Here is a 12,442-nt window from a genome sequence, read left to right as displayed (position 1 = left end):
TTCCGTCAGCGACTGGCGCGGGAATTGATGAATTCAAGGATGTCGGCAGCAGGGACGGCCTGGCTTTCGGCATCACGGCGATGCTTGTATTCCAGCGTGCCTTCGGTAAGACCGCGGTCGCCCACTACGATGCGATGGGGTATCCCGACCAACTCCATATCGGCAAATTTGACGCCTGGACTGGTCTTTTTGTCACGGTCGTCGAGAAGAACGTCGTACCCGGCAGCAGTAAGCTCCGCGTACAGCTTGTCGGTTGCTTCGCGGACGGCCTCATTCTCGTACTTCATCGGGACCAGCGCTACCTGGAAGGGTGCAAGCGCTTCCGGCCAGAGGATGCCCCGATCATCGTAGTTCTGCTCGATCGCAGCCGCGACGACACGAGACACACCGATGCCATAGCAGCCCATTGTCAGAACGACGGGCTTACCGTTCTCACCCATTACGCTGCAGTTCATCGCCTGGCTGTACTTGGTGCCCAGCTGGAAGATGTGGCCGACTTCTATGCCCCGCTTGATGATTAACGTTCCGTGCCCGTCAGGGCTCGGATCACCGGCGACAACGTTGCGCAGGTCTGCCACTTCCGGTAGCGGTAGGTCGCGCTCCCAGTTGACTCCAAAGTAATGCTTGTCTTCCTGGTTGGCGCCTGCAACGAAATCGGACATCAGCGCAACCGAACGATCTATCACGCAGCTGATAGGCAAATTCATCGGGCCCAGGGAGCCGGGGCCGGCCCCAATAGCTGTACGGATTTCAGCTTCTGTAGCGAATACCAGAGGGCTTTCGACCTGAGCCAGGTTTGCCGCCTTGATTTCATTCAGCTCATGATCGCCTCGTACGACCAGCGCAACCAGCTGACCCTCTTCCGCGCCACGTACGACCAGCGTCTTGATGGTTTTCTCGATCGGTAGCTGGAACTGCTCGACCAGAGCGGCAATCGTCTTGCAGTCCGGAGTATCGACCAGTCGCAGCTCTTCGCTGGCGGCTGCGCGCTCGGTTTCACGCGGAATGGCCTCAGCTTTCTCGATGTTCGCTGCGTAGTCGGAGCTGTCACTGAACGCGATATCGTCCTCACCGGACTCGGCGAGCACATGGAATTCGTGTGAGCCGGTGCCGCCAATGGACCCGGTATCGGCCTGAACTGGACGGAAGTTCAGCCCCAGACGGGTAAAGATGTTGCAGTACGCCTGATGCATACGGTCATACGTCTGCTGAAGAGATTCCTGATCCAGATGAAATGAGTAAGCGTCCTTCATTGTGAACTCGCGACCGCGCATCAGGCCGAAGCGTGGGCGAATTTCATCACGGAACTTGGTCTGGATCTGGTAAAAATTGATTGGCAGTTGCTTGTAGCTGTTCAGCTCATTGCGCGCCAGATCGGTGATGACTTCTTCGTGCGTCGGGCCAACACAGAAATCTCGGTCATGGCGGTCTTTCAGGCGCAGCAGTTCCGGGCCATATTGCTCCCAGCGTCCAGACTCTTGCCACAGCTCGGCAGGTTGAATTGCTGGCATCAATACTTCCAGCGCGCCGGCCTTGTTCATCTCGTCTCGAACAATGGCTTCGGCCTTGCGCAATGCGCGTAACCCCATCGGCATCCAGGTGTACAGTCCGGAAGCCAGTTTGCGAATCATGCCGGCACGCAGCATCAGCTGGTGGCTGATGACAACCGCATCGGAAGGCGTTTCTTTGAGCGTCGAGAGCAGGAACTGACTGGTGCGCATGTGGGCCGTTGTGTCCTTGCAGAGCGGAGAATTTAGCTCGGCATTGTACGGTGGCGGCACTCCGGCGTACAGAATCGTTCCGATAGCACGCGGCTATGGAAATGAAGAAGCCCGGCGCGGGGCCGGGCTTCTTTTTTAGCTCGAGTACAGCTGATAGGCCTGTATTACAGGATGCTCAGCGGGTACTCGATGATCAGGCGCAGGTCGGTCAGGTCAGTGCCGTTGATCGGTGCGTAGTCGGAGTTCGACCAGTACTTGGCGTGACGGACACGGAGCGAAAGATCCTTCGCCGCGCCTTCCTGGACAACATACTTGGCTTCTACGTCCCACTCGCGCTCCTTACCTTCGCCAGTGGGAGTGCTGATATCCCAGCCCTGTACGTAACGAGTCATGAAGCTCAGACCAGGTACGCCATAGGTCGCCATGTCCAGATCGTAACGGGCCTGCCAGGACTTCTCGTCTTCACCATTGAAGTCGGAGTATTGAACCGAGTTGGCCAGCCAGACGGTGCCGCCGCCATCATCACCATAGATGTAGCCTACACCGCCTACACCCCCGTGAGATTGTTGATATGCAAGAGTGAGCTTGTGCGCATCAAAGGCGTAGGTGCCAGCGAGACTCCAAATGGTGTTGTCTTCGTCGCTAGTTGTACCTACGTATTCCGACTCGTACTCACTCTGGTAGATATTGAAATCAAAGGCCAGCGACTGTTCGCCGCCGATGGCCATGTTGTAGTTGGCGTTGCCGTAATACTTCTTGAAGGCGTCCTTCAGGTCGGAGTAGTACAGCGACGTGCTCAGGCTATCGCTGAATGCGTAGGTACCGCCGACAAAGTTGATTTCGTCCAGGCCAGCTGAGTCGTGGTCTGACTGGGACTTTTCGCTCAGCGCGGTGAAGCGACCCGCGTTCAGCTCAAGACCTTCGATTTCGCTGCTAGTGAGCAAGGTGCCACGTGCGGTCTCTGGCAGCAGTCGAGCATCATCTGTAGAGAAGATCGGCAACGCGACGAATTGCGTGCCGTACTTGAGGACCGTGTCCGATGCGCGGAATTTGATGGCGGCTCCGGCGTGGGAATAATCGTCGTGCGGACGGCCCTCGCTGTCGCGTGGGAACACATCGGGCCAGGCGCGATCAGTACCGCTGTCGAGCTTAACGCCTAGCAGGCCGATTGCATCGACACCCACACCTATAGTGCCTTGGGTAAAGCCGGACTCGAAGGTGCCGATGAAGCCATGGCCCCATGCTTCGCGGTAGCTCTGGCCGTTAGCGGCTGGAGTTCCACCGGCGCCGTTATCACGGAAATCGCGGTTCATGTACAGGTTACGGTTCAGGATCGTCAGGCTGCTACCTTCAACAAATCCTTCCGATTCCGACTGGCTGGACGCCATCGCCATTTGCGACGTGCCGGCCGCAACGGCCATAGCGATAACGCTCAACTTCCTCATCACTTTCATGCGTAGTTGCTCCTTTGGTTTAAATTGGTGCTTGCTTTCCTGCGTGCGCCGGAAAGAGGCATCTTTATTTTCGGTTCTCAAGCGCAATTCAATCCATGTCTGCCTAGCTGGTCGTAAACCTGCAGCAAGCCTAGGAAAGTATTTCCGAGAATTACTGTGTAGCTGGGTAAACTAGCGCCGGCAAGCTTAACTCAGCTATTTATGATTTTCCTCCCCCCGTTTGTGCGGCTTTTGGGTCTCAAGCAATAACTGTGCACAAACAACGAATCGACCCTCTTTCCTAGTGATTCTTGCCGTCACGTGAGCTGCCTGTGCGCCAAGGCTGTGCCAGGTCGGTCTCTCCATGTGTGAAGTTGGTGCGCCTGCTGTTGCGGTTGAGGTAGTGGGATATGCTTTCTAAGTGATTGAGTGGCTTCCTGCCGCTTCGAGCTTATGAATGGTATCGGAGGTTGTTATGTTCGCTCTGGATGCACGCTTGGACCAAGATACCTTGGTGCTGGGCGACTTTTCGCTATGTCGGCTGCTCTTGATGAATGATGCGAATTACCCATGGTTCATCCTCGTGCCTCGTCGTGAAGAGGTCAGTGAGCTCTTTCAGCTGGATGCGGCAGACCAGCAACTGTTATGGCGCGAGGTGACGGCGCTAGCCGAAATCGTCAAAGACACCTTTGGTGCAGACAAGATGAACGTCGCCACGCTGGGTAACGTGGTGAGTCAGCTGCATGTCCATGTCATTGGAAGGCGGCGGGACGATGTCGCCTGGCCGGCTCCGGTTTGGGGCTGTAAGCCGGCTGAGCCCTACAGCGAGGTGCAACTGCAAATCCTTCGTCAGAAGTTGAAACTTGTGCTAACCGACGGCTTCAGATTTATGGAGAAAGCCTGATGGAATTGGAGCAACGCATCGCCGAGCTGGAATCGCGCCTGGCGTTTCAGGACGATACCATTCAGACACTTAATGATGTGCTGATCGCCCAGCAGCGCACGGTAGACAAGCTGCAAGCGCAACTGGGGTTACTGGCCAGGCGGCAGGAAGAGATGCAGAGCAGAATCGGCGGGGATGAAGACGAAGCGCCTCCGCCGCATTATTAAATCGTTGCTGCGGAAAGCAGGCAGGCCCGTTCGGGTCCTGCCTGAATAATTGTTGGCCTAGCTCGCTACAACGTCTTCGGCTTGAAGACCCTTATCACGCATCATTATCGTGAACTCGACGCGTTGACCTTCGACAAGTACCCGGTGGCCTTCGCCACGGATTGCCCTGAAATGGACGAACACATCGTCACCACTGTCACGCGAGATAAAGCCAAAGCCTTTTGAAGTGTTGAACCATTTGACCGTGCCCGTTTCGCGACCAGCCCCAGTGGCCGAAGCCTGGCTGGATTGGCTGTTGCGAGTCATGGCGGTGGGGCGAGCGGGTCGGTTGGTTCGACGTGCGCCTTTGGTTTGGATCGTCGCGAGCTGTAGCAATACGGAGATGAAAGCGAGCAGGAGGCTGGCCAAGGTTGCCGGTTGGCCTGCGAGCATGATGATTGGAACCAGCACGATTGCAGCTTGAATCGCAGCTGCGGCAAGCAACAGGACGGATGCGCCCAGCAGAATAGGCCGACGAGCACCGTTAACGTCCAGTGAAGCAGACGCCGCAAATTGCAGGTTCAGCAAGCCGAGAAACATCAGACACAGGGCTGCAGGATGCAATAAAAAAGGCATTGCGCCGGTTAGGCTGGGGATGAAAGACAGGAGCAGGGCAGCGATACCCGTTAATACGTGAAGGATCTTAAGCATTCTTATGACTCACAGTTAAATAGCACGACAGAATGCGGCAGGCCTCAGGGCAAATGAGAAGCTGAACGTGCGCGAACCGATCGCTCATGATTGATGGTGCCCAGCCTGCGGCGCGCGCGAATTTAACAGTAAAGCGCGGCGTCGCTCAAATTACCGCTGCTGAGGCAGAAAGATGGGTGCAGGTTTCGTCAATCGGTCGAATTGCGCGACTGATGGTTTGCTTCGAAAAGTGATTGGATAGCCGCACGCGCGGCTATCCGTTTCAACAGGACGCTGTGGTGCCTTCGTTAGGCCGCCAGCAGGCTGCGCAGCATCCAGGCGGTCTTCTCATGGATTTGCATGCGTTGGGTCAAAAGGTCGGCTGTTGGCTCATCGCTGACTTTTTCAAGCAGTGGGAAGATTCCGCGCGCGGTACGGACCACGGCTTCCTGGCCTTCAACCAAGAGTTTGATCATGTCTTCGGCAGCAGGAATGCCCTCTTGCTCCTTGATCGACGAGAGCTTCGAATACTGGGCGTAAGTGCCTGGTGCCGGGAAGCCCAGTGCGCGAATGCGCTCGGCGATGTCATCCACCGCAACGGCCAGTTCGGTGTACTGAGTCTCGAACATGGTGTGCAGCGTGTTGAACATCGGCCCTGTCACATTCCAGTGGAAGTTATGAGTCTTCAGATACAGGGTGTAGGTGTCGGCCAGCAGGCGGGACAAGCCGTCCGCGATAGCAGCGCGATCCTGTTCGGCAATACCAATGTCGATTTCCATAATGTCTCCCGTTTGATGGTTCAGTTGATAGTTATGCCAGAAATCAGTGCCCACGGTGAAGCGGTTCGCTTTCATCTTCGATATGTTGGTTTGGAGGTAAGGACCCGGCGTCGGTTCAACCGCAGTTGCTATTGCGGAGATTGTGTTGGGCTATCGCCAGCCGGCTGCGTTGAAGTGATTATCCGGATATAATCCCGCGCTTGTGTCGGGCGGCCTGGTTTGGCCGTTAACAACGAGCGCTGCGCTGTTCTTGCTTGCGCTTGATTGTCCTGAGCCGACAAGTGATATTCAGGGCGGGGCGCCACCCGTCTGCACAGTCGCGAGCCGAGCGACCCAACGAATCCAAGATGCGAGAAGCGAACCTCACCATGATGCGCAGCCACTATTGCGGCCAGTTGAACGAAAGCCTGGACGGCCAGGAAATCACTCTTTGCGGCTGGGTTCACCGTCGCCGTGACCATGGCGGGGTCATCTTCCTCGACGTGCGTGACCGCGAAGGGCTGGCTCAGGTCGTGTTCGATCCTGATCGCGCCGAAACCTTTGCCGCTGCAGATAAGGTGCGCAGCGAGTACGTAATCAAGATCACCGGCAAGGTGCGCTTGCGCCCGGCTGGTGCGGTCAATCCGAACATGGCGTCTGGCGCTATCGAAGTGCTGGGTTATGAGCTCGAAGTGCTTAACGAGGCAGAAACCCCGCCTTTCCCCCTCAATGAATACAGCGATGTGGGCGAGGAAACTCGCTTGCGCTATCGCTTCATCGACTTGCGTCGTCCCGAGATGGCCGAGAAGCTCAAGCTGCGCTCGAGAATCACTGCCAGCATCCGCCGCTATCTTGACGAGAATGGCTTCCTTGATGTTGAGACGCCCATTCTGGGGCGCCCGACCCCTGAGGGTGCGCGTGATTATCTGGTGCCGAGTCGTACCCATGCCGGTAACTTCTTCGCGCTGCCCCAGTCGCCTCAGCTCTTCAAGCAGCTGCTGATGGTTGCGGGGTTTGACCGTTACTACCAGATCGCCAAATGCTTCCGCGATGAAGACCTTCGCGCTGATCGTCAGCCGGAATTCACCCAGATCGACATCGAAACCAGCTTCCTTGAAGAGTCCGACATTATCGGAATCACGGAAGGTATGGTGCGTAAGCTGTTCAAGGAAGTGCTGGGCGTCGAGTTCGGTGAGTTTCCCCACATGCCGTTCGAAGAAGCCATGCGCCGGTATGGCTCTGACAAGCCGGACCTGCGTATTCCGCTGGAATTGGTGGACGTTGCCGATCAGTTGCAGCAGGTTGAGTTCAAGGTGTTCAGCGGGCCAGCGAACGACCCTAAGTGCCGCGTCGCCGCACTGCGCGTTCCTGGCGGGGCCAGCATGCCGCGCAAGCAGATCGATGACTACACCAAATTTGTCGGGATCTACGGTGCCAAGGGTCTGGCGTACATCAAGGTTAACGAGCGTGCCAAAGGCGTCGAAGGGCTTCAGTCTCCAATCGTGAAGAACATTCCGGAAGACAAGCTCAACGTGATCCTCGATCGCGTTGGCGCTGTCGACGGAGACATCGTCTTCTTTGGCGCCGACAAGACCAAGATCGTATCGGAGGCGCTGGGTGCATTGCGCATCAAGCTTGGCCACGATCTGAAGCTTCTGACCTGTGAGTGGGCGCCGATGTGGGTCGTCGACTTCCCGATGTTCGAGGAGAACGACGACGGCTCGCTCAGTGCACTGCACCATCCTTTCACTGCGCCGAAATGCACACCGCGGGAGCTTGAAGCCAACCCGGCGGGTGCGCTGTCGCGTGCCTATGACATGGTCCTCAACGGCACTGAGTTGGGTGGCGGCTCGATTCGTATCCATCGTAAGGAGATGCAGCAGACTGTGTTCCGTATCTTGGGTATCGACGAGGCGGAACAAGACGAGAAGTTCGGCTTCCTGCTCGATGCGCTCAAGTTCGGTGCGCCGCCCCACGGCGGGCTGGCGTTCGGTCTCGATCGCCTGGTGATGCTGATGACTGGTGCTCAATCGATACGTGAAGTGATTGCGTTCCCTAAAACCCAGAGTGCTGCGGACGTCATGACCCAGGCACCCGGTGCGGTGGATGGCAAGGCGTTGCGTGAGTTGCATATCCGTCTGCGTGAGCAGCCGAAAGCCGAATGACGGCACTGGAGCCCAGGGAAACCTGGGCTCTTGGTTTCAGCAAGACGAAAAAAGTTGATCGGAAAGGGAGGCAGTTAATGGCTGGTCATTCCAAATGGGCCAACATCAAGCACCGCAAGGGGCGTCAGGACGCCAAGCGTGGCAAGATTTTCACCAAGCTCATTCGCGAGCTGACCGTTGCAGCGAAGAGCGGGCCTATTCCTGCGGACAATCCGCGTCTGCGCCTAGCAGTCGATAAAGCACTGGTTGCGAACATGTCTCGCGACGTAATTGACCGTGCCATTGCCCGCGGCGCCGGCAATAACGAGGCCGACAATGTCGTTGAATTGACCTATGAAGGTTACGCGCCTAGCGGCGTTGCCATCATTGTTGAGGCCATGACGGATAACCGTAACCGTACGGCCGCAGAGGTGCGTCATGCCTTTAGTAAGCATGGCGGCAACCTTGGTACGGATGGCTCGGTCGCCTATATGTTCGATCGCAAGGGGCAGATCAGCTTTGCTGCAGGTGTAGATGAGGACGCATTAATGGAAGCGGCGCTGGAAGCCGGGGCCGACGATGTCGAAATGGGCGAGGATGGCTCGGCTCTGGTGTCTACCAGCTTTACGGATTTTCACGCTGTGAACGAGGCGCTGGGTGCGGCTGGTTTCAAAGGTGATGAGGCGGATATCGCGATGATTCCGTCAATCGCCGCGCCGCTCGATGATCTCGAGACTGCGCAGAAAGTGCTGCGCCTGATCGATGCACTGGAAGATCTCGATGACGTGCAGAACGTCTACCACAACGCCGATATTCCGGATGAAATCATGGAGCGACTGGACTGATCCGTTGTTTTGAACAAAGAGCCGGAAGTCACGAACGTGCTTCCGGTTTTTTATTGGTAGCGCGCTTGACGTCTCGTTATGTCGCTGGTCGGCGTGAAGCGTCGTCTCTATACTAGCGGCTGGATAAATAGACAGTATGGCGGCTGCATGACGCTTATTCTGGGCATAGACCCGGGCTCACGAATCACCGGCTACGGAGTGGTACGGGATAACGGTCGTAACTGCGAATATGTAGCGTCGGGCTGCATTCGCACCGGTAGCGGAGAGCTTTCGGCGCGCTTGCAAGCGGTTTTTTGTGGCGTCAGTGAGGTGATCCGTCTGCATGAACCCGTGACCATGGGCATCGAGCAAGTGTTCATGGCGCGCAACGCCGATTCCGCTTTGAAGCTTGGACAGGCTCGCGGGGCAGCAATCGTGGCCGCCGCCGAACAGGGCCTCGAGATAGCCGAGTACACCGCAACGCAGGTCAAGCAGGCGATCGCTGGAACGGGCGGGGCAGATAAGCAGCAAGTGCAGATGATGGTGATGCACCTGTTGAAGCTGACACAGAAACCGCAAATCGATGCATCGGATGCGCTGGCTATTGCCTTGTGCCATGCACATCACCGTCAGAGTCTGATACCGCACGGCCTTGCTGGCGCTAAGCGAAGAGGTGGACGCCTTCGGCTGTAGTCGATCTTTTCGGCGTCATGCCCGAAGGCAGGTTTGAGCAATCCGATTGGTTGTAGATCGATCGAATGAGGACGTATCAAAGTGATTGGACGCTTGCGCGGCAATCTGGCGGAGAAACAGCCGCCTCATCTGGTTCTTGATGTCAACGGTGTCGGCTATGAGATTGAAGTGCCGATGACCACTCTGTATCGCCTGCCTTCGGTGGGCGAGCCGGTTACCCTTCATACTCATCTGGTGGTGCGTGAAGACGCGCACCTGCTTTATGGGTTTGCTGAAAAGCGCGACCGCGAGTTATTTCGTGAGTTGATCCGCCTGAACGGGGTGGGGCCCAAGCTTGCCCTTGCGCTCATGTCAGGTCTTGAAGTCGATGAGCTGGTGCGCTGTGTCCAGGCCCAGGATACCTCGGTACTGGTAAAGATTCCTGGGGTCGGCAAGAAGACTGCTGAGCGGCTCCTGGTCGAGTTGAAAGATCGCTTCAAAGCCTGGGAAACCATGCCGTCCATCGCTACGCTGGTGGTGGAACCCCGTGGGACTGTGGCAGTCTCAAGCGCCGAGAGTGATGCGGTTAGCGCGCTGATCTCCCTTGGCTTCAAGCCGCAAGAGGCGAGCCGAGCCGTAGCCGCTGTACAGGAAGACGATTTGAGTAGTGAAGATCTGATCCGCCGTGCTCTGAAGGGGATGGTGTAGCGTGGCTTCCAGAATGCTCTCGGCTGCGTTCGCCACGCTGGTATTTCACTGTCCGTTTGTTATCCGCGTCTGCACTGCATTGCCAGGGTTACCCCTAGCGCCGCAGTTCTTTTGTTTCGTATTTGGCGCAACGGTTGGCAAAGGTGAGCGGCGATGATTGAAGCTGATCGTCTGATAACCGCCACCGGCCGTGATCGCGAAGAGCAGTTCGATCGTGCCATCCGTCCGCTGAGTCTCGCAGAGTATATTGGCCAGCCGGTCGTGCGCGAGCAGATGGATCTATTCATCCGTGCGGCACGAGGACGCAAAGAATCGCTGGACCACACGCTGATCTTCGGTCCCCCCGGCCTGGGGAAGACCACGTTGGCGAACATCATCGCTCAGGAAATGAGCGTCTCGATCAAAAGCACCTCCGGCCCGGTGCTTGAGCGACCGGGTGATCTTGCAGCGCTGCTGACCAATCTGGAAGAAGGCGATGTGCTGTTCGTCGATGAGATTCATCGATTGTCACCGATCGTTGAGGAGGTTCTCTATCCGGCGATGGAGGATTTTCAGCTCGATATCATGATCGGAGAGGGCCCTGCTGCGCGTTCGATCAAACTCGATTTGCCACCTTTCACCCTGGTTGGCGCGACGACACGGGCCGGCATGCTGACCAACCCGCTGAGAGACCGCTTCGGCATCGTGCAGCGCCTCGAATTCTATTCCACAGCTGACCTGGCGACGATCGTGACTCGATCCGCTGGAATCCTCGGTTTACCCATAGAAGTGGAGGGGGCTGTGGAAATTGCACGTCGAGCTCGTGGTACGCCGCGTATCGCCAACCGCCTGCTCCGTCGGGTGCGTGATTTTGCCGAGGTGCGAGGCAACGGAGAGATCAGTCGGGGTACAGCGGACCTCGCGTTAAACATGCTCGACGTCGATGAACGAGGCCTGGATCATCAGGATCGCAGGCTGCTTTTGACGCTGATAGAGAAGTTTGACGGCGGTCCGGTTGGAATAGACAGTCTTGCCGCGGCCATCAGCGAAGAACGCCATACCATCGAGGATGTGCTTGAGCCCTATCTGATCCAACAGGGTTACATCATGCGTACCCCAAGGGGGCGTGTAGTTACGCGTCACGCCTACCTGCATTTCGGTTTGAACCTGCCAAAACGTTTGGGCGACACGCCCACTCCCGACCTCTTCAGCGGCGTTACAGAGTGACAAAAATTTCTTTGTTCTACCCAATTGGCAATTGCAAGGCCTAGCACTAGTATGCGCGCGGAATCACAAGCTCAACCGTTCTCCCATCGTTGTCGCGTTTACTACGAAGATACCGATGCTGGTGGCATCGTTTACTACGTCAATTACCTGAAGTTCATGGAGCGGGCCCGTACCGAGCGGCTGCGCCGTCTGGGTTTTGCCCAGTCGCAGCTGACAGGTGAAGACCTGCTTTTTGTCGTGCATTCCAGCGAGGCGCGCTACCACGCTCCGGCGCGTCTGGACGACGAGCTTTTGGTCACGGCAGAGGTGACGGAGGTAAAGAAAGCGAGCCTGCGTTTTAAGCAGCAGGTGCGTCGAGCTGATGATGATGTGCTGCTCTGTGAAGGGCAGTTCGTGGTGGCCTGTGTGCGCACCGAGAGTTTGAAACCCCGTCCCATTCCGGAGCGGCTGCGCGCAGCTTTTACCGGGTCGGGTCTATCCCCAGCAGGAGAGTAAGCGTGGAAGCCAACGTCGATCATATGTCCATGTGGAGCCTGATCAGCAATGCCAGCTTTGTGGTCCAGCTGGTTATGTTGAGCCTGGTAGGCGCCTCGGTGGCTTCATGGATCTTGATTTTTCAGCGCGGCAATATGATCCGGGCCGCCAAGCGTTCATTGGAGGCGTTTGAAGAGCGTTTCTGGTCGGGCATCGATCTATCCAAGCTCTATCGTCAAGCCGGAACCAATCCTGATCCCGACTCTGGTGTTGAGCAGATCTTCCGTGCAGGCTTCAAGGAGTTCTCCCGCCTGCGCCAACAGCAGGGGGTCGATCCGGATGCGGTGATGGACGGCGTGAATCGCGCTATGCGGGTTGCCATCTCTCGCGAGGAAGAGAAGCTTGAGCAGGGGCTGCCGTTCCTGGCGACTGTTGGCTCTACCAGCCCCTACATCGGGCTGTTCGGTACGGTGTGGGGCATCATGAATTCATTCCGAGGACTGGCCCAGGTTCAGCAGGCCACTCTGGCTACCGTTGCGCCAGGTATCGCCGAAGCGCTGATTGCCACAGCGATCGGTCTTTTCGCTGCGATTCCAGCAGTCATCGCCTATAACCGCTTCGCGGCGCGAGGTGAGATGCTCATCGGCCGTTACTACACCTTTGCCGACGAGTTCCAGGCGATTCTCCATCGCAAAGTTCACACCTCCGAAGATTGAGGCCCGC

General features: G+C 57.0%; 13 protein-coding genes. 9 read left to right on the top strand and 4 right to left on the bottom strand.

Features of this window, described 5'->3' with window-relative positions; genetic code table 11:
• Window positions 1-5: 5 nt before the first annotated feature.
• Window positions 6-1,721, bottom strand: coding sequence for a proline--tRNA ligase (locus JQR87_RS13180; RefSeq protein ID WP_407296429.1), 1,716 nt, complete (start codon window positions 1,719-1,721; stop codon window positions 6-8).
• Between the two features lie 164 nt (window positions 1,722-1,885).
• The gene (locus JQR87_RS13175) at window positions 1,886-3,175 is read right to left on the bottom strand and encodes an OprD family porin (RefSeq protein ID WP_407296432.1); all 1,290 of its coding nucleotides are present in this window, start codon (window positions 3,173-3,175) and stop codon (window positions 1,886-1,888) included.
• Between the two features lie 454 nt (window positions 3,176-3,629).
• Here JQR87_RS13175 and JQR87_RS13170 point away from each other — a divergent pair, with 454 nt between their 5' ends.
• Window positions 3,630-4,058, top strand: a complete 429-nt coding sequence (locus tag JQR87_RS13170; protein ID WP_407296435.1) for an HIT family protein — start codon at window positions 3,630-3,632, stop codon at window positions 4,056-4,058.
• Window positions 4,058-4,264 carry a SlyX family protein gene (locus JQR87_RS13165; RefSeq protein WP_407296437.1) on the top strand — a complete coding sequence of 69 codons (207 nt, stop codon included), beginning with the start codon at window positions 4,058-4,060 and terminating at the stop codon, window positions 4,262-4,264. Before JQR87_RS13170 ends, JQR87_RS13165 begins: the two co-directional genes overlap by 1 nt.
• Window positions 4,265-4,321: 57 nt before the next feature.
• Here the strand turns inward: JQR87_RS13165 and JQR87_RS13160 are convergent, their stop codons facing one another.
• Window positions 4,322-4,954 carry a cold shock domain-containing protein membrane protein gene (locus tag JQR87_RS13160; protein ID WP_407296441.1) on the bottom strand — a complete coding sequence of 211 codons (633 nt, stop codon included), beginning with the start codon at window positions 4,952-4,954 and terminating at the stop codon, window positions 4,322-4,324.
• A 287-nt stretch (window positions 4,955-5,241) separates the two neighbouring features.
• Window positions 5,242-5,712, bottom strand: coding sequence for a Dps family protein (locus JQR87_RS13155; RefSeq protein WP_407296442.1), 471 nt, complete (start codon window positions 5,710-5,712; stop codon window positions 5,242-5,244).
• Window positions 5,713-6,080: 368 nt separating this feature from the next.
• Here JQR87_RS13155 and aspS point away from each other — a divergent pair, with 368 nt between their 5' ends.
• The 7 genes from aspS (at window position 6,081) to tolQ (ending at window position 12,435) form a co-directional block, all read left to right on the top strand.
• A complete protein-coding gene (gene aspS / locus JQR87_RS13150; RefSeq protein ID WP_407297705.1) occupies window positions 6,081-7,856 on the top strand; it encodes an aspartate--tRNA ligase in 1,776 nt (591 codons plus the stop codon).
• Window positions 7,857-7,933: 77 nt separating this feature from the next.
• Complete coding sequence (locus JQR87_RS13145) at window positions 7,934-8,680, top strand: YebC/PmpR family DNA-binding transcriptional regulator (protein ID WP_407296444.1); 747 nt, start codon at window positions 7,934-7,936, stop codon at window positions 8,678-8,680.
• Window positions 8,681-8,827: 147 nt separating this feature from the next.
• Window positions 8,828-9,352: a crossover junction endodeoxyribonuclease RuvC gene (gene ruvC, locus JQR87_RS13140; protein WP_407296447.1), complete on the top strand. Its 525-nt coding sequence runs from the start codon at window positions 8,828-8,830 to the stop codon at window positions 9,350-9,352.
• Between the two features lie 81 nt (window positions 9,353-9,433).
• The gene (gene ruvA, locus JQR87_RS13135; protein WP_407296449.1) at window positions 9,434-10,039 is read left to right on the top strand and encodes a Holliday junction branch migration protein RuvA; all 606 of its coding nucleotides are present in this window, start codon (window positions 9,434-9,436) and stop codon (window positions 10,037-10,039) included.
• 153 nt (window positions 10,040-10,192) lie between these two features.
• Window positions 10,193-11,245 carry a Holliday junction branch migration DNA helicase RuvB gene (gene ruvB / locus JQR87_RS13130; protein WP_407296452.1) on the top strand — a complete coding sequence of 351 codons (1,053 nt, stop codon included), beginning with the start codon at window positions 10,193-10,195 and terminating at the stop codon, window positions 11,243-11,245.
• Window positions 11,246-11,296: 51 nt separating this feature from the next.
• Complete coding sequence (ybgC, locus tag JQR87_RS13125) at window positions 11,297-11,740, top strand: tol-pal system-associated acyl-CoA thioesterase (RefSeq protein WP_407296454.1); 444 nt, start codon at window positions 11,297-11,299, stop codon at window positions 11,738-11,740.
• Window positions 11,741-11,742: 2 nt separating this feature from the next.
• Window positions 11,743-12,435 carry a protein TolQ gene (gene tolQ / locus JQR87_RS13120; protein ID WP_407296457.1) on the top strand — a complete coding sequence of 231 codons (693 nt, stop codon included), beginning with the start codon at window positions 11,743-11,745 and terminating at the stop codon, window positions 12,433-12,435.
• Window positions 12,436-12,442 lie beyond the last annotated feature (7 nt).

Origin of the sequence: Stutzerimonas stutzeri, from assembly GCF_051028275.1 — a bacterium.
Taxonomy (GTDB): domain Bacteria; phylum Pseudomonadota; class Gammaproteobacteria; order Pseudomonadales; family Pseudomonadaceae; genus Stutzerimonas; species Stutzerimonas stutzeri_AS.
Note: the sequence above shows the minus strand (reverse complement) of the source record. Positions and strands in the feature narration are given on the sequence as shown.